This is a genomic window from Psychromonas sp. CD1, assembly GCF_002239585.1.
GTDB lineage: Bacteria > Pseudomonadota > Gammaproteobacteria > Enterobacterales > Psychromonadaceae > Psychromonas.
Genome location: NZ_NDFH01000001.1, coordinates 18,956 through 34,532, shown reverse-complemented (window position 1 = coordinate 34,532; position 15,577 = coordinate 18,956). Strand labels below are relative to the sequence as shown.

General features: G+C 35.7%; 15 protein-coding genes and 1 pseudogene. 8 read left to right on the top strand and 8 right to left on the bottom strand.

All coding sequences use genetic code 11. The annotated features are described in order from the left end of the window. Nucleotides 1-185: 185 nt before the first annotated feature. The 4 genes from B8W84_RS00175 to rpoE are packed head-to-tail and all read right to left on the bottom strand — an operon-like array spanning nucleotide 186 to nucleotide 2,769. On the bottom strand, nucleotides 186-635 hold the full coding sequence (locus B8W84_RS00175; protein ID WP_094751326.1) for a SoxR reducing system RseC family protein: 450 nt from the start codon (nucleotides 633-635) through the stop codon (nucleotides 186-188). Then, nucleotides 614-1,630, bottom strand: coding sequence for a MucB/RseB C-terminal domain-containing protein (locus tag B8W84_RS00170; RefSeq protein WP_094751325.1), 1,017 nt, complete (start codon nucleotides 1,628-1,630; stop codon nucleotides 614-616). Before B8W84_RS00170 ends, B8W84_RS00175 begins: the two co-directional genes overlap by 22 nt. Before the next feature lie 18 nt (nucleotides 1,631-1,648). After that, on the bottom strand, nucleotides 1,649-2,179 hold the full coding sequence (locus tag B8W84_RS00165) for a sigma-E factor negative regulatory protein (protein WP_094751324.1): 531 nt from the start codon (nucleotides 2,177-2,179) through the stop codon (nucleotides 1,649-1,651). A gap of 11 nt (nucleotides 2,180-2,190) precedes the next feature. Next, nucleotides 2,191-2,769: an RNA polymerase sigma factor RpoE gene (rpoE, locus tag B8W84_RS00160; protein ID WP_094751323.1), complete on the bottom strand. Its 579-nt coding sequence runs from the start codon at nucleotides 2,767-2,769 to the stop codon at nucleotides 2,191-2,193. Between the two features lie 150 nt (nucleotides 2,770-2,919). Here rpoE and nadB point away from each other — a divergent pair, with 150 nt between their 5' ends. Then, nucleotides 2,920-4,548: an L-aspartate oxidase gene (nadB, locus tag B8W84_RS00155; RefSeq protein ID WP_094751322.1), complete on the top strand. Its 1,629-nt coding sequence runs from the start codon at nucleotides 2,920-2,922 to the stop codon at nucleotides 4,546-4,548. A 389-nt stretch (nucleotides 4,549-4,937) separates the two neighbouring features. Here the strand turns inward: nadB and B8W84_RS00150 are convergent, their stop codons facing one another. Beyond that, nucleotides 4,938-5,189, bottom strand: coding sequence for an FAD assembly factor SdhE (locus tag B8W84_RS00150; RefSeq protein ID WP_094751321.1), 252 nt, complete (start codon nucleotides 5,187-5,189; stop codon nucleotides 4,938-4,940). A gap of 128 nt (nucleotides 5,190-5,317) precedes the next feature. Here B8W84_RS00150 and ygfZ point away from each other — a divergent pair, with 128 nt between their 5' ends. From ygfZ to B8W84_RS00125, 5 genes are all read left to right on the top strand, one after another. Next, complete coding sequence (ygfZ, locus tag B8W84_RS00145; RefSeq protein WP_094751320.1) at nucleotides 5,318-6,292, top strand: tRNA-modifying protein YgfZ; 975 nt, start codon at nucleotides 5,318-5,320, stop codon at nucleotides 6,290-6,292. Between the two features lie 154 nt (nucleotides 6,293-6,446). After that, nucleotides 6,447-8,945 (top strand): class I adenylate cyclase, encoded by a 2,499-nt coding sequence (locus tag B8W84_RS00140; RefSeq protein WP_094751319.1) that lies wholly within the window; start codon nucleotides 6,447-6,449, stop codon nucleotides 8,943-8,945. A 95-nt stretch (nucleotides 8,946-9,040) separates the two neighbouring features. Continuing rightward, nucleotides 9,041-9,325, top strand: a complete 285-nt coding sequence (gene metJ / locus B8W84_RS00135; RefSeq protein WP_094751318.1) for a met regulon transcriptional regulator MetJ — start codon at nucleotides 9,041-9,043, stop codon at nucleotides 9,323-9,325. Nucleotides 9,326-9,631: 306 nt separating this feature from the next. After that, nucleotides 9,632-10,879: a peptidase T gene (gene pepT / locus B8W84_RS00130; RefSeq protein ID WP_094751317.1), complete on the top strand. Its 1,248-nt coding sequence runs from the start codon at nucleotides 9,632-9,634 to the stop codon at nucleotides 10,877-10,879. Further along, nucleotides 10,872-12,092: an MFS transporter gene (locus tag B8W84_RS00125; RefSeq protein WP_094751316.1), complete on the top strand. Its 1,221-nt coding sequence runs from the start codon at nucleotides 10,872-10,874 to the stop codon at nucleotides 12,090-12,092. The genes pepT and B8W84_RS00125 overlap by 8 nt, the downstream gene beginning before the upstream one ends. A 126-nt stretch (nucleotides 12,093-12,218) precedes the next feature. Here the strand turns inward: B8W84_RS00125 and B8W84_RS00120 are convergent, their stop codons facing one another. Together B8W84_RS00120 and B8W84_RS00115 are read right to left on the bottom strand one after the other, a co-directional pair. Next, entirely contained in the window at nucleotides 12,219-13,196 is a 978-nt protein-coding gene (locus tag B8W84_RS00120; RefSeq protein ID WP_257797866.1) for a LysR substrate-binding domain-containing protein, read from the bottom strand. Nucleotides 13,197-13,295: 99 nt separating this feature from the next. Then, nucleotides 13,296-13,487, bottom strand: a pseudogene (locus B8W84_RS00115) (IS66 family transposase); the annotation flags it as partial. A 73-nt stretch (nucleotides 13,488-13,560) separates the two neighbouring features. Between B8W84_RS00115 and B8W84_RS00110 the strand changes: the two are divergent. Beyond that, on the top strand, nucleotides 13,561-14,586 hold the full coding sequence (locus tag B8W84_RS00110; RefSeq protein WP_094751314.1) for an IS630 family transposase: 1,026 nt from the start codon (nucleotides 13,561-13,563) through the stop codon (nucleotides 14,584-14,586). Beyond that, on the top strand, nucleotides 14,587-14,781 hold the full coding sequence (locus B8W84_RS00105) for a JAB domain-containing protein (RefSeq protein ID WP_094751313.1): 195 nt from the start codon (nucleotides 14,587-14,589) through the stop codon (nucleotides 14,779-14,781). It begins immediately after the preceding gene. Here B8W84_RS00105 and yjjX read toward each other — a convergent pair. Next, complete coding sequence (yjjX, locus tag B8W84_RS00100; RefSeq protein ID WP_094751312.1) at nucleotides 14,778-15,377, bottom strand: inosine/xanthosine triphosphatase; 600 nt, start codon at nucleotides 15,375-15,377, stop codon at nucleotides 14,778-14,780. The two genes, B8W84_RS00105 and yjjX, sit on opposite strands and share 4 nt — an antisense overlap. Between the last annotated feature and the right edge of the window lie 200 nt (nucleotides 15,378-15,577).

Here is a 15,577-nt window from a genome sequence, read left to right as displayed (position 1 = left end):
GAGACTTGTCAACGTTTTATTAAGTTAATTAACAATCCGTTATCTCTACAAACACCGCGGTAACTCGCGTTACATCCTGTGTCTGTGGGGTCGCATTATAGGGATCTAAATCACATTGGCAAGCGTTTATTCGCTATATTTAAAAATAAAAAACTAACCGTGCAATTAGCGAACAATATGTGTGGTTATTGCGCAGAAGTGTACTTAAGCACTTTTATATATTGCTTTTTAGGGAAAAAGTATCGATTACTTACATGCATAAAAACAAAACCGACACCCATAGAAGACAAGGAGATTAAAATAGTGATACCTTCATCTAAGTTTAAAAAATATTGGGCTAACAATGCACTAGCGATTAAAAATATAAGAGGCAAGAGATAAACAAAAGAAGCAGTTTTAAAAAGATCGGAGTTACTTATTTGCAAATCCACCTTAGTGTTTAATTGCATACCATCTTCATAATTCACTGTAAAATTATTTTTTTTATCAGAAAAAGCTTTCGCCACCACGCCTACTCCACAAATATTCTGCTGGTGACAAGATCCACAAGCAGACTTCGAGACACATTCGACAATCGCCACTTTTTGACAATCAATTTCTTTAATGGCGATGATTATACCGGTTTCTTGTGCCATGGTTTCTCTCTACTAATAGATTGGACAATACGCTGTGCATTTTGTATTGGAATTTCACCAATAATAGTTACCTCTCGTCGCCCTTGTTTTAGGGTATAAATGAGTGTGGAACCATGTTGAATGATTTTTTCTTTTCCCGTTGCCGATTTAATTGCTGAAATGTAAACGGAAACTCGTACAATACCATTACTTAACATCAAGTATGACACTGATTTATTATCATTCGAATCTAACTTATGCTGATCACTTTTAATTATTTTAAAGCCAGGAGGTAACCAATTTAATTTCCATAATGATTTGCTTTTTGTTTTATTTATATGTACAAGTTGTGGTAGGCGCTTTTGACTTATTTTCATTAACCAAGGATTCACATCCTCCGTCACAAACAATGAAACAACCTCTTCGCGCTCTATAAGCAAATTACGGTTAGTGATGGTATCTAGACGTAAAGGCAATGAACTTTTCAAATCTAACCAAATCATATAACTATAACTGTACGGATCTTTGCTAATGAGATGAATAACAAGCGCTCTTTTGCCCGCTATTCTTCCTTTACCTACCACCACGTAAGAATAGCTATTTAAGCCAGCTTTATAATTAAAATGAGTGATCTTAGCAAAAACACTTCGATCAACGTTTGTTGCTAATGTATAAGGTTGATTACCTTGCTCAAAATAACTTATCTGCGAACTTGACTGTAACGATTCGCGAATCGCGCCATTTAGGTACCGAATATAGGTTAAACCCTCTCCATCTATAACACCATGCAAAAGCTGCATAGGTTCAACTTCACTTTGTAAACTCGTGACATATAAAATCTCATAATTTTTTTCAGTGTAAGCTTTTTGCATCTTCTGTAGATATACTATTGCCGTTTTTTCCTTAGAAACTGCATCGAGCGAATTACCTAAAGCAAGAGTATTTACCGCAAATACTGGCGCTATAAAAAAAAAGAGAACTAATAGAGTAAAAAACCTACGACTAAATTTGTTCATTATCTAACCTTGCCAGCGTTAAGGTTGTATTTGTATCTGCAATTGATGATCTTTTAATAATGCTTCTGTTCGTTTCTTTTGTTCTTTCGTTAATACTGGTGATTCTTGAGTATCTGTCCTCAAACTCACCGGGCTTGCTGCACCCCCTAAAGGAATAGTACTTAAAACCTCTAATCCATCATGAGTATTACTACCATTTGGCTGTGACATCATAACACTTGTTAATACAACAACACCGGCAACCGAAGCTGCAATAGCATATTGTCCAAAGCGTTTTGTGAAACTAAGAATATTATTCTTTTTCATTTTGATGAAATCAACCGGTACCTCTAACGTTTGATTGTCTTTCTCTATCTGCGCTAAAACAAAAGCACTGAAATCAATATCAAGTAAGATATTAGGTGCCTCTTCGCGCATAATATCTCCTATCAAATGATAACGAGAAAAAGTGTCTTGTTGCTCTACACTTTGCACTAAAGCATCCATTATTTGTGTATTATCTAGCTCATTATCTATTAATGCAGATAGCTGTTCATTATGTTCATTCATGATCATTCCAACTAAGCTTCTAATAAAGGTTTTAATTGTTTATCTATCGCTTCTCTCGCTCTAAAAATACGCGAACGAACCGTTCCGATAGGACAATTTTCAATTTTTGCTATGGTGTCATAACTCATTCCTTCGAGTTCCCGTAACGTAATAGCGGCTTTTAATTCCGCAGGTAGCTGTGCAATCGCATTTAATGCCACATTCTTTATCTCTTCAGAGCGTAATAGCGCTTCCGGAGAGCCAATATCACGCAATGCATCAGAACCATCATAATGATCTGCATCGAGCGCATCAATATCAGATGTAGGAGGACGACGACTTTGACTCGATAAATAATTTTTTGCCGTATTAACGGTTATCCTATACAACCAAGTATAAAATGCACTTTCCCCCCGAAATCCTGGCAATGCTTTATATACTTTGATAAATACTTCTTGTGCTACATCTGGGATATCCCCACTATTTCGAATATAACGCGTTAAAATATTTGCGATCCTATTTTGATACTTCCTCACCAACAACGTAAAAGCTATTTGCTCTCCTCGTTGAATACGATGGATTAACTGCAGATCTAAATCTCGCTCACTCATCGAGTTTCTCTACCTATTTGTGATGTGAGCCTAATTTGGCATTCACTATTATGACTTTAATTGCAAAAGAAAGTTCCAAAACATTTAAAATAAATAAGTTTTTAGATAAACTACCTATTATCATTTTCTTTTATGGGAGCATATAGAGTCATGAGTAAAAGTAAACTCAAAAGAGATCAACTACATCATTGTGATGTCCTTATTATTGGAGCAGGTGCGGCAGGATTATCACTTGCATTAAAATTAGCCAAACACGCAAAAGTGACCGTTTTAAGCAAAGGTAAACTCTCAGAAGGCTCTACCTATTATGCTCAAGGCGGTATTGCGACTGTTTTTTCTGATACCGATAAAGTAGATTACCACGTCAATGATACTTTAATTGCGGGAGCTGGTTTATGTGATGAAGAAGCTGTGCGCTTCACGCTCAGCAACGCCAAAGAAAGTATTGAATGGCTTATCGATACCGGAATAAAATTTGATACTGAAACCGATAACGAGGGTAAACAAAAGTATCATCTGACTAAAGAAGGTGGCCACTCTCATCGAAGAATATTACACAGTGCGGATGCAACAGGTAAAGAAGTAGAGAGCACATTATTAAGTGCAGTGAAAAAAAACAAAAACATAACCTTAATGGAAGGTTATAATGTCATTGATTTAATTACCAGCCGAAAATTAAAATTACCCTCGAACAGAGTCCTAGGCGCTTATGTTTGGAACCGAAATCTAGAATGCGTTGAAACTATCCAAGCAAACTTTGTCACACTAGCAACAGGCGGAGCCAGTAAAGTTTATCAATACACCAGTAATCCTGATGTCTCTAGCGGAGATGGTATCGCATTAGCATGGCGTAGTGGGTGCCGAGTTGCAAATATGGAGTTTAATCAGTTTCATCCTACTTGTTTATTTCACGTAGATGCTCGAAACTTTTTACTTACCGAAGCATTACGCGGTGAAGGTGCCTTATTACTACGTCCCGATGGGACAAGATTTATGCCAGATTTCGATAAGCGTGCTGAACTTGCTCCACGGGATATTGTTGCTCGAGCCATTGATTATGAAATGAAACGTCTTGGCGCCGATTGTATGTATCTTGATATCAGCCACAAATCCAAAGATTTTATTCTTAAACATTTTCCAACGATTTATGAGCGTTGTTTAGCGCTAGGGATTGATATCTCTCAGCAACCGATTCCAATTGTTCCGGCAGCACATTACACTTGTGGCGGGGTGATGATCGACCACAATGGAAAAACAGATGTCGATGGATTATATGCAATCGGTGAAGTCACTTATACTGGTTTACATGGGGCAAATCGTCTTGCATCCAACTCGCTTCTTGAATGTATTGTTTACGCCCACGCTTGTGCAAAAGATATAATTAATCATTTATCCTTTTACAATCAACATAAAAAAATAAACATTCCCATTTGGGATGAGAGTCAAGTCACCAACTCCGATGAAGAAGTTGTTATCCAACATAACTGGCATGAACTGCGTTTATTTATGTGGGATTATGTCGGTATCGTACGCACAGACAAACGCTTAGAGCGAGCGAAACATCGCATAGAAATGTTACAACGAGAAATTGATGAGTATTATTCTAACTTTAAAGTCGGTAATAATTTACTTGAATTAAGAAATTTAGTACTCGTTGCTGATTTAATCATCCGTAGTGCTTCAGCACGTAAAGAAAGTCGTGGCCTACATTACAACTTAGATCACCCTAATTTATTAAGTGATCCTAAACCCACAATTTTAACGCCATTAGAAAAGTGATCATACTAAAGGTTAAATTTGTCTTTCGGTATTAATCAACCGAGCCAATAAATGATATTCGGGATCACTTAGTGCATCCCGATAAATCAATATTGAATAATCGGATTTTTTTTGTAACAAAGTATCATTCTGCTGTAAATGTAAAGAAAGAAAAAACGATTATAATAAGACGACGTTTTTATTTTCCCCTTTCTAATTTTCCCTTTTTCATTTTTTATTTGTAAATCACCCGCCTCGCTTATTTGCACTTGATAATGACATTGAGCAACTTTTCTCGTCGCCTTTACCGCCCATAAACACAAACAAATATATAAAGAAGCGACAATATAATAAAAAAATAAAGACTAAAAACAACACAACCCGCATAAAAAGAAGGCTGTATCTTTATATTATGCTTTAACACGTTTGAGGATAAGATGGATCATTGTAGCAAGATCAGTATCGATACATTTTTTATTGCCCATAAACCACGCAAAAAGATCAGGATCTTCATGAGTTAATAAGCGTTGAAACGTCAATTTTTGGGAATATTGCAGATCATCAAAAGCATCCGTAACAAATGGCATAAATAAAACATCTAGCTCTAACATACCTCGACGACATGCCCATAATAAACGTGATTTATTGATTTCTTCCTTCATTATTCTGGCCTTTTAAATAAAACAGACTCACATAATAGCAACAAAAATTTATTAACAACAAGTACTGACAAATCACCTTGTGAGCGATACCATTATAAAAAGATATAATTACATTATATGAGGCACAAATGCTTAAACTTAACCAATTAAACAATATTAGTCAGTTAGCCGATTTTGTTGTATGTCCTTTGGATAACTGGGATATTATCAGTATACAAGGAGAGGACAGGATCTCTTTTCTACAAGGACAATTAACCTGCGATATAACACATTTAAAAGTAGGAGAGCAAACATTAGCCGCACAATGTACGCCACAAGGTAAAGTGTGTAGCCTGTTTCACCTGATTTTATTAGAGGATAGAGTTCTTTTTCTACAACCTAGCTCTGTCACCGAAAAACAGCTGTTTGCATTAAAAAAATACGCAACATTTTCAAAAGTGAAAATATCGATAGAAACACAATATCAAGCTATTACATTAATGGGAATAAAAGCCGGAGAATTTATTAACCAAGAATTAACATCTGAAAATATTCCACAATCTGGATTATTACTGAGTAACGGTATACATATCAGTAAACAACCATATCCATCCCTACGTTACTTATTAATACTCAAAAAAGAACAAGCTTGCCCACTATTACAGCTGTTAAAAAAGACAGCAACGTATTCTGAAGATAGCTTGTGGAATGCAATGAATATTGCGGCAGGCATAGGCTTCATTGATGATACGACGAGCTCAAATTTTATTCCGCAAATGTTAAATTTACAAGCACTTGGGTGCATTAGTTTTACTAAAGGTTGCTATATTGGTCAAGAAACAATTGCTAGGGCTAAATATAGAGGCGTAAACAAACGAAGCTTATTCATTTTAACTGGTCATGCACATTGCGCCCCTAAACCTGGAGATAGCGTTCAACTTCTATTAAATAATCAATGGAAACGCGTTGGTAGTGTGATTGCAGCTTGCCAATATGGAGATGCACACATTGAAATATTAGCTGTCTTACCTAAAGATCTCCAAGAAAATGACGTTTTTCAAATAAAAGAAATTGAAGGCTCTACATTATATCTCACAGCACTTCCTTATTCTCTAGAAGATTGATATCTAAGCACATTATTGCACATATAATGACCGGTTATTTTCATACTAAAAAAAATTTGATAACCGATTGCCTCTCGCATTGTTACACTATTTACCTGCCATTGTGAATAGTGTTATAGTGCTCACACTTTATACAACTGTAATAGGTCAATGATTGAATCCTGAAATTAAAAGATTACGTGATAAAGCCGATCAATTTAATCGCTTACGGATTCAATCTGCACAAGTTTTAATGACCGATGATGAGCGTAAGATATTTCAAATTTTTCCTCTCTTGCTACATTATAACCAATCTGATTTACCTGGTTATATTAATGAAAACGTGCCCGCTGGGATTTGTCAATTTCAAGCAACACAGCAGCAAACTCAACTTATAGCTCAATTTTTGAATGTAGAACAACTCGACAATACACATCCAGAATGTGATCTTCTCGGCTTATATGCCATGGGTAGCACATCATCCATTGGTCAATGCTCACAAAGTGATTTTGATATATGGATATGTTATCCACATAAAACTGACGCTAAACGTATTCAATTCTTAAAAGAAAAAACTACCTTAATCAGTAATTGGGCAGATACATTTAATGTTGAATTAAACTTTTTTTTAATCCCTGACAATAAATTCCGTATCAAGAATAATGCAGGAATGAATAATGATTCTTGTGGCTCTGCACAACACATGTTACTACTTGATGAATTTTACCGCACGGCGCTACGCGTCGCGGGCAAACGAATTTTATGGCCTCTCATCCCGATTGATCACGAACAAAATTATAACGAGTACGTAAGTAATCTTTATAAAAACAAAGAGTTAGATGAGTGCGATTGGTTAGATTTAGGTGGCTTCTATCGCATTCCTGCTGAAGAATATTTTGGCGCAACACTTTGGCAACTTTATAAAGGGATTGATACACCTTATAAAGCAGTCTTAAAAGCTATTCTAATGGAAGCTTACTCATGGGAATATCCACATACTGAGCTGGTTGCCCTTTCTTATAAAAGATGCTTTCAAAACCAAGCTCATTATGATGAAAAATTAGATCCTTATTGCCTAATGTTAGAAAAGGTCACCTCATATCTCGTTAAAATAAAAGATTTAAAACGTTTAGACGTCGTAAGAGCGTGTTTTTATATTAAAACAGAAGAACATTTATCCCAACCTTGTAAGAACAAGAACACCGCATGGCGACGTACTATATTAAATAGATTAATCAATCAATGGCAATGGGATAAAAACCAGATCATCGATTTAGATAACCACCTTAATTGGAAAGTGTGCGCCGTAGAAAAAGCCAAAAATGTTTTACTCGATGCTCTGAGAATAAGTTATCAAAAATTACTCATCTTTGCCCGGCACAATAAAATATCTGAATCGATTAGCGCTGAAGATCTCGGTATATTATCCCGTAAGCTTTATGCTGCCCACGAAACCCTGCCGGGAAAAATAGATCTGATTAATACCAGTGGAAAGCATGACTTATGCGAACCAGATCTCAGCTTTATTCAGGTTCCCGAAAATAGAAAAAGTAAGAATGCCGTGGGTTGGTACCTATACAACTGTTCACTCGACAATTACTGTTTAATCAATACTCCTCTTTTAATGCATAGCCCATATTTATCTAAATTAATCGCTTGGTGCCATTTAAATGGTTTATATAAAAAAGAAACTAAATTACATTTATATAATCAAGGCTCAGACCTTATCGATGCAAAACTCAACCAATTTATTGATGATTTATATTCTGTTTTCCCTCTTTGTTCTCCCAAAGCGACCAATAAAGCATTAACTCAACCTTGTGAAATAAAACACTTAACCATTTTTTTAAATTTAGAAAAAGATCCCACTCGACATTGGCAAAACACACCAGAAAGCGAAAATGATGAGATTGGTAATGTTCTTTCTTATGGCATTTATAATGAGTGTTTAATTGGTAGTATCGATCTTATCTATCGAAACTCTTGGAATGAAGTAAGAACGCTAAACTTTAATGGTAACTATTCGGTCGTTGAAGCATTAAACACATTACTCGGGAAAATGCATCAAGATGCAACTCCCCCAGAAAAAATAGAAATCTTCAGTTACAGTCGGCACTTTAAAAAACAATTATGTGAAACTTTTTTAAATAAATTAAACGAATTTATACAGTTACGCTTAACTTCATCAACCCAACGTTCTTTGCAAACATTATGGACAGCCGGTAAAAAATTTGGTTTTTACTTTGAAAGAACCGGTGTTTCGTTACAACACCTAGAAAGCACCGTTGATATCTATAGCCATATATCTAAAAGAAAAGTTTCCACTAGTACTCTTAATTTAAAAAATACACATTTTTCACAAACTGTAGAAATGATTGAGTCACACCTAAGTGAAGGCTTAATACAATTCTTTTTTGAAAATCATGATCGTGGTTTTAACGTTTATATTGCTAATGTTGATAACGAAATAGAAACTTTTCAACATTTTTCAGGAAATAAAAACGACTTAGTCAAAAGCGTCAATCATTTCTATGCATCAAACAAAATACAAAAAGATAAAATGAACAATGCCATCAACTTTAACTTACCACAATTTTATGACATTCAATTAGAAGCACAAACAGGACTCTCATTACGTCCATTTAAAGGCGTACTCGCAAAAACAAGCGCGTGAATCACAACAGACTTCTAGAAGTCTATTTGCCATCATTCACAACAACCGTTAACATACCCTTATAAAATTATCGATTAAATGAATAGGATATTTTCATGTCTAAAGACTGGAACGGTGAATATATCAGCCCATATGCTGAGCACGGAAAAAAAAGTGAGCAAGTTAAAAAAATTACTGTGTCTATCCCCACCAAAGTATTACAAATTTTAACAGATGAGCGTACTCGCAGACAAATTAATAATCTACGCCATGCAACAAACAGTGAATTACTTTGTGAAGCTTTTTTACATGCTTATACCGGTCAACCTCTACCTGATGATGACGATCTTGATAAAAATAGAGAAAGAAAAAATAACAAATTTTTGCCTGGTTTGGAGTAAACTCATTATCGTTACGCAATATCAATCGATTTTCGAGGCATGTGAATTATAAAAAATCAACATCCCGCAATGACCACTCTCTGATTAAAAGCTTCCTTGTTAGCTCTGCGCACTAAGAAGCCTTTAATCCATTTACCCCCGGTTCTTATCTATCCAAAAATATTTTATACCTTGTGCACGTCATGAAAAATATTGTCTTTTTATATTGAAATATAACTATATCTATTCTAACCGTGTGATTAATATCTTATTTATTCTATCGGAATTTAGCTATTCTAGTTTTTTATAAAAGAGAGCTAAATCATTATGATACGCATTAAAACTCCACAAATTACTAATACATTCCTTCGTTACACAAAAATAAATACAACCTCTATAGCAAGTGCAACACACCTTCCAAGTTCAGACAATCAATACAAACTAGCCCAACTCGTTGCAAATGATTTAAAAATAGCAGGCTGTACGGATATTGACATTCAGGAAAATGCCATAACCATTATTAGTCTAGACGCGAATGCAGAAAGTTTACCATCTATCGTTTTTTTTGCTCATCTAGATACGGCTCCTGATCATAGACAAGATACACATGCTCAAGTGATCAAAAATTATCAAGGTCACAATATCAACTTTAAAGAAAATACAGAAATATTAAGCATTGTTGATACCCCCGAACTACTTAACTACATAGGCCAAGACATCATCATTACCGATGGTACAAGTTTACTTGGTGCCGATGATAAAGCAGCGATTGCAGCCTCCGTTGAAGCGATAAAATACATGCTTGTACATCCTGAATTTAAACATGGTGCAATCAAACTAATCTTATTACCAGATGAAGAAATAGGTATTAGAGGAGCGAAAGCGCTAGATGTTGAAGCACTTAATGCTGATTTTGGTATCTGCCTTGATTGCTGTGAAATCGGCGAATATGTCATTGAAAACTGGTATGCAGGCGATGCTAAAATAAGCTTTACCGGCGTTACCGCACATCCAATGTCCGCAAAAGATAAATTAATTAACGCACTTACTATGGCCAATGATTTCATAAATCAACTGCCAGAGAAGGAGCGGCCTGAGCACACTGAAAATCGCCAAGGCTATTTTTGGCCTCATAAATTGACAGGAGACACCGCGAGCGCAAAACTTGAGATTGCCATTAGAGATTTTGATGAAAAAAAATACAAAGAGCGTAAAGATCTGCTAGAAAGCATCACTACTTCCATCAATAAAAAATACAACAAAGAACGTGTGATTATTGAACAATCTGATACTTATAGCAATGTGAAAACAGGCCTTGATAAACAACCAGAAATTTTACGTTATGTAGAACATGCAATGAACAATTTAGGTATTATAAAAAAACCTCTCATTATGCGAGGTGGCTATGATGGTAGCGTCATTACACCAAAAGGACTTACTACGGTAAATATATTCACGGGCGCCCATAACTTCCATTCGACTAAAGAGTTTTTACCCTGTGATTCTTTACGCATGGCATCGGAGATGTTATTGGAAATAGTTTCATTAAGTACAGTGAGTTATAATCATGAATAAATGGATAATTGAATTTATACTTTACTCTGTATACATGATTTTTGGGGCTGCGTGGGCAACTACCGGTTCAATCATGCCACAAATTATGACTGATTTTAATGTTAATGTTGCACATGCTGCGCTAATGACTAACGTCATTCTCTGGGCTAAAATTGTAGGCTCAGTTTGTACCGCCATATTAACCGCCAAAATAGGAGCACGTAAATCTTATTTATTAGGCTGTTTACTTATTGGTTGCTCTACGCTAATTCCATTTATAAACAATTTCACGCTGTTGCTTGTCATTCGCTTTTTTGGGGGGCTTGGTGGTGCCATTTGTTTAGTCTCACTCGTTCCAACTATCGCCATTTTCTTTGATAAAAAGACAGCTTCAACATTAAATAGTTTTAATTGCACTTCTAACATTATAGGTACCATCTTTGCTCTAACTCTAGCTGGCTATCTATCAACATTATTAGGAGGATGGAAAAATTTATTAGCTTCTTATGGAGCAATTACATTAGCTCTTGGGGTATTATGGTTCATTTTCTTTAAAGAAAATTTGATTTCCAATGCCAATCAAAGAAAAACACTCACTCAACAGCAGAAATTTGATGAAATAAAGCTAGCGATTTCAAACCGCTACGTCTGGGGTATGATTGTTCAATATATGGGTGCAATGGTGATGATCATATTTATGTTCACTTTTTTGCCTCTATATTATGCAAAATATGCACACCTTCCCGCAGATTCCTACGCACATTTCAGTGGTACGTTCAATCAGGTTGGGATCCTATTAGGCGCTATTATAGGCCCTCTGTGTAAACAAAAAGATTATCATTATAAATCTTGGTTATTTGGTAGCAGTATTGTAATGGCGTTCACTACTTTTATCATGCTCTTTGCAACAAATGACATACTAATATTACTGTGCTCCTTTCTTACTGGTTTTATTTTTGCCACTTGGTTTGCATTCATTTTTTCAATTCCTAAAGAGTTAATAAAAAATGCAACAAATATTACTATTACGTATGCTATGTCAGCGTTTTGGTTTTGTACCTTTATTGGTGCAACGATAAGTAGCCAAATAATAGCATGGTCAATTGATAAAACAGGAGGATTTAGCATGGGCTTTACTTACGTCTTTACGTTAATGATTATTTCTCCCATTATCGCATTTTTTGTTTTTCCCAAACGAAATGCAAAAATCAAACAGACAACCATTTTAAGTTAAATAATTAAAAGGCTCGCTTAAAACGGAGCCTATTTTTTTATAACTCAGCACAAAAAATCAATGAAAGTTTAAAGATGCCTATTCACAGTTCACTCTTGTAAGGTAAGAGCGCCATGACCAATCCTATTAATAAATTGGCAATTTGAATTCTTTAGATAATAAAAAAATTTCATCATAACTAGAGTGTGCAATTTCCTGTAACACCGTTTTCGTCAGGTGTGGCGAAAAACTCTCAATAAAATCATACATATGTTTTTGCAAGAAAACATTTCTGCTATAACATATCCACGCATCACAATGCGAAAAAACACCATTAAGAGAAATACTCATAATATTTTTATCACAAATGTTCAGCGCTGCAATCGATGCTACGATACCGATACCAATATTCATCCCGACATATTTTTTTATCACATCTACATCCATCATTGTCATGATATAGTTGGGCTTGAGCCCCCGCGCAGAAAATGCGGTATCTTGTACGATCCTTCCGGTAGAGCCCACTTCATAACTAATTAAAGGATATTGACTGATTTTTTCTAAATTAATTTCTGATTCCTTACATAACGGGTGACCAATGGGCAATATTAAGCTTAAAGACCATTTATAAGCAGGTAAAACAATCAATTCTCTATCGCGTTCAACTTTTTGCGCCACAATTGAAAAATCAGAATGTCCTTTCTTTATAATAGCGCCATTTTCATCTGGGTGCGCAGCGCCTACATGTAACGATATTTCAGGGTATTTATTAATAAAATAATTCACTGTTTTTGGCAATAAAAATCGCGCAATAGTATTTGTAGTATAAATATTTAAACAACCCGATTGCGGGTTAAGATGATCACGAACAATGGAATACATTTTTTCTTCAAGTTCAAGTATTTTAAAAGCTTCATCCAGCAATTTCTGACCAATATCTGTCACTGAATTTAAATTTTTTCCTTTGCGTTCAAAAAATTTTACGCCAAGTTCTTCTTCCAGCAAAGCAATTTGTTTACTGACTCCTGGCTGCGTAGCAAAAAGACTTTTTGATGCTGATGATATATTTAAATCATGATTTAAAATTGCTTTGAGATAATGAAGCTGTTTAAGTTTCACACGCATCTCCCTCTATTTTTAGTCTAAGTTAGAATTGATAAGTGCTTTACGTATAATACTTAACTTCTCAATATTTAAAAACATCTGATTTCGGTACTAAATAATTCAGCATAAGTAAAATATATACTTATGACATAAATTTATTAATAAACAATATTCACCATAATCATCAGTGACAAGATAACCACTAAAGTCATCCAGTAATGAAGTCGGCACAGTGCCTGCTCGTGTCGGCGCATAATCAAACAAAACTACGCGCTTACCTTGCTCGCCAGCCAGGCCTATCCACATATATACCCGTGATCTTTGAAAATGCTTTTCATTTGAATAAAAATGTTGAAATTTATTTTAGAAGGATCAAACTAAGAAAATGCAAATATCTCTGACCTACCAAGAAAAATCAGCCTTAGAATCACGCCATAAAAAATGCAGTGATAAACGAGAGTGTGACCGAATTAAAGCGATTCTATTGTCAGATGAAGGTTGGTCAACAATGATGATCTCTCAGGCTTTACGAAAGCACCAAACAAGCATTATTCGCCATCTGAATGATTATGCATCGCACCAGAAAACCACATCAGAAAATGGTGGTTCAGATAGTTACCTCAATGATGCACAAACCGAATTGGTCATTGAAAATTTGAGTGAGATTACTTACTTTCATATGCATGATATTCGAGAATATATAAAAGACACTTTTGACGTAGAGTATTCCATTCCTGGTTTGCAAAAATGGCTTCATCGCAATGGGTTTAGCTACAAACAATTTAAAGGCGTCCCACACAAATATGACCAAGATAAGCAAGATACTTTTGTTGAACAATATAATGAGCTAAAAGCGCACGTAGCAAGCGATGAACCCATACTTTTTATGGATGCCACACACCCAACGCAGGCAACTAAAGTAAGTTGTGGCTGGATACGAACTGGGGTAGATAAACCGATAGAAACAACGGGTAGTCGAACTCGATTGAATATTGTTGGTGCAATCAGGTTAGGTCATTTACAAGACGCGATAACAAAACAATATGCCACCGTAAACGGTGAATCGATTATTGATTTTTTTAAGTTGATAAAAGAGCAATATGTAACAGATAAAGCAATCCATTTAATACTTGATGGTGCAGGGTATCATCGTAGTGATGTCGTCAAAATTCAAGCGAAAGAGTTCGGAATTATACTGCATTATTTACCGCCTTACAGTCCCAACTTAAACCCAATAGAACGGTTGTGGAAGGTGATGAATGAGCATGCAAGAAATAACAAGTATTTCGCAACGGCTAAAGAATTTCGACAGAGCATTGATAATTTTTTTGATGATACATTGCCCCAAATTGGACATACTTTAACGAGTAGGATTAATGACAACTTTCAGACATTCAATTTTTCATCTTGAATGATGACGGGTATAAATAGCCGGCATCAGCTAATTGAATACAAGGAGATATTCCACGGCACTCTCGATAGTGCCCATATTTATCCGCGAGAAATCCTAAAAGCAGTCCTTAAACTCAATGCGAGTACGGTTATCTTCGCTCACAATCATCCAAAGCGGACCGCTAAAATTATAACATTACAGAATGCGTTTTAATCGAGATAAAGCTCAGGATTTAACATGGGGGCCATGGTTAAAATTAATGCCTGAGTATAGACACTTTCTCTGCTGGCATGTCCTTGGGTCAATAGACCAATTGCCCCACCTTTTTGCTTTATGTTTTTAGTATTGAATAGTTTATCCATCACATTTCCTAGTTCTTCACCTGCAACCAGTGACTTATAGATAGATTGAGATATGGGGAGTTGAGCACTACGCCCAACAGATAGTTGATTATGAGTGGCTATCACCGTATAGGCAAACGTAGCTGGCCCATATTCAAAATTATCGACGCCACCCTCCATAGCGATAAAGAGTTCGGCAACTGACTCACCATCAGATTGTAGCGCCACCGTAGCGGAAAAATTTCGACAATATTTAACGCGATTTATGGCGCCTTTGCGGGTTTCAGCATCTGTCATGGGTTGGTCTGATACGCATGATGGTGCGTGCATACCAACACATTCGATATCAATATCGGGAAAGAGTTGGCAAATGGCGATTTTGGCTGCGTTTACTTTTACCGGGTTTTTAGAGCCAACTAATACTCTGATCTTCTTTAATTTAGTTATCTGTTGTATTTTCTTATTCATTCCAATCAACCTGTGGGGTTATTCCAAATTTACTCTTAGTTTAACGGGTTGTTAGCCTTGAGCTAGCTGGGGGATATATATCAGCTTATCGGATTTAACTTAGAAAAACTATAGCCGATTCAGATCACCTTCTGGTTTTAATTGCACGTTTAAAGTAGAAAAACATTTATTCACTGATAATTTAAACATCGTTCCCATCA

Excerpts from the sequence above, each read along its gene's own strand:
- B8W84_RS00175 (WP_094751326.1), bottom strand. The coding sequence starts at position 635 with ATGGCACAAGAAACCGGTATAATCATCGCCATTAAAGAAATTGATTGT.
- nadB (WP_094751322.1), top strand. The coding sequence starts at position 2,920 with ATGAGTAAAAGTAAACTCAAAAGAGATCAACTACATCATTGTGATGTC.
- B8W84_RS00150 (WP_094751321.1), bottom strand. The coding sequence starts at position 5,189 with ATGAAGGAAGAAATCAATAAATCACGTTTATTATGGGCATGTCGTCGA.
- B8W84_RS00125 (WP_094751316.1), top strand. The coding sequence starts at position 10,872 with ATGAATAAATGGATAATTGAATTTATACTTTACTCTGTATACATGATT.
- ygfZ (WP_094751320.1), top strand. The coding sequence starts at position 5,318 with ATGCTTAAACTTAACCAATTAAACAATATTAGTCAGTTAGCCGATTTT.
- yjjX (WP_094751312.1), bottom strand. The coding sequence starts at position 15,377 with ATGAATAAGAAAATACAACAGATAACTAAATTAAAGAAGATCAGAGTA.
- metJ (WP_094751318.1), top strand. The coding sequence starts at position 9,041 with ATGTCTAAAGACTGGAACGGTGAATATATCAGCCCATATGCTGAGCAC.
- B8W84_RS00110 (WP_094751314.1), top strand. The coding sequence starts at position 13,561 with ATGCAAATATCTCTGACCTACCAAGAAAAATCAGCCTTAGAATCACGC.
- pepT (WP_094751317.1), top strand. The coding sequence starts at position 9,632 with ATGATACGCATTAAAACTCCACAAATTACTAATACATTCCTTCGTTAC.
- B8W84_RS00120 (WP_257797866.1), bottom strand. The coding sequence starts at position 13,196 with ATGCGTGTGAAACTTAAACAGCTTCATTATCTCAAAGCAATTTTAAAT.
- rpoE (WP_094751323.1), bottom strand. The coding sequence starts at position 2,769 with ATGAGTGAGCGAGATTTAGATCTGCAGTTAATCCATCGTATTCAACGA.
- B8W84_RS00165 (WP_094751324.1), bottom strand. The coding sequence starts at position 2,179 with ATGAATGAACATAATGAACAGCTATCTGCATTAATAGATAATGAGCTA.
- B8W84_RS00170 (WP_094751325.1), bottom strand. The coding sequence starts at position 1,630 with ATGAACAAATTTAGTCGTAGGTTTTTTACTCTATTAGTTCTCTTTTTT.
- B8W84_RS00105 (WP_094751313.1), top strand. The coding sequence starts at position 14,587 with ATGATGACGGGTATAAATAGCCGGCATCAGCTAATTGAATACAAGGAG.